This is a genomic window from Mesorhizobium sp. M7A.F.Ca.ET.027.03.2.1, from assembly GCF_003999175.1.
GTDB lineage: Bacteria > Pseudomonadota > Alphaproteobacteria > Rhizobiales > Rhizobiaceae > Mesorhizobium.
In genome coordinates, this window is sequence record NZ_RZOM01001403.1 from 1 (window position 1) to 1224 (window position 1224).

Sequence of the window (1224 nt, forward strand, 5' to 3'; positions counted from 1 at the left end):
GCTCAACTGGAAGGGTTACGGCGCCGACGAACCGTGGGCCGTCGAGGCTTTCGAAAAGGCGACCGGCAACAAGGTCGTCAACGACTTCTTCAATTCCGAACAGGAAATGCTGACCAAGATCCGGACCAATCCCGGCCTCTATGACGTGGTCATGATCAACGCCGCCTTCAACGACCAGGCGATGGCCGGGAAACTGATCCAGCCGATCGACGTTTCCAAGCTGCCGAACTATGCCGACATCAGCAAGGACAAGGCGGGATCGCCGATGCTCGTCCATGACGGCAAGGTCTATGGCGTGCCGTGGGTATGGGGTCTAACCGCACTCGCCATCAACGAAAAGTCCTTCGACAAACCACCGACGAGCATCGCCGAAATGTGGGATGCCGCCCACAAGGGCCGCGTCGTCATTCGCGACGATGCCGTTGAAGCGGTGCAGTTCGGCGCCATCGCCACTGGCCAGAACATCAACGACATCAAGGATATGGATGCGGTCAAGACGAAGCTGACCTCGCTGATGCCGCAGATCAAGACCTTCTGGAGCTCGGAAAACGACTGGAACCAGATGGTCGCCTCCAACCAGATCGACATCGGGACCTATTGGAGCGGCTCGGCCGACCGCGCCAAGACGCATTTCAAGCTGCCGGTCTCGCTGGTGGTGCCGCAGGAAGGCGCCGTCGCCTGGCTCGACGCGTTTTCCATCCCCGTCGGCGCCAAGAACGTCGCCGGCGCCGAGGCCTTCATCAACTACATGATCGACCCGAAATTCTATGTCGAATGGGTCACCAAGGTTGGCGCTCCGGTCTCGGCCAACACTAAGGCGGTGGAAGCGCTGCCCGAGGATGCCTTCAACCGCAAGGTCATGGGTGATCCCGAAGTGGCCAAGCGCATCCAGTTCCAGGCGCCGATCACCGACGCCCAGCGCGAAGCCTATCTGGCGCTCTGGCAGCAGCTTAAGGTCGACGTGAAGTAAGATCACAGCCAAGCCAGCCGGCGGTTCGCGTCGGCTGGTTCTTCCAATACTGGGAGGAGGGTACCATGGCAGCTGCGATAGCGTCGCGAAGCGGGCTGAGATCGGCATTGCCGCTGCTGGCACCGGCCTATCTCTGGCTGACGGTGGCGATCTTCCTGCCGCTATCCGCTATGGTCTTCTTCTCGTTCATGACCGAGCTGCCGCTGTCGGGAAAGCCGTGGGCGTTCACGCTTGGCAACTATGCCGCCTTCTTC

General features: G+C 60.6%; 1 protein-coding gene and 1 pseudogene. Both read left to right on the forward strand.

What is annotated here, in order from left to right; genetic code table 11:
- Positions 1-970, forward strand: a 970-nt coding sequence (locus EN750_RS35055; RefSeq protein WP_127399331.1) for an ABC transporter substrate-binding protein, incomplete at its 5' end; no start/stop codon positions are given.
- Positions 971-1035: 65 nt separating this feature from the next.
- Positions 1036-1224 (forward strand): annotated as a pseudogene (locus tag EN750_RS35060) (ABC transporter permease); the annotation flags it as partial.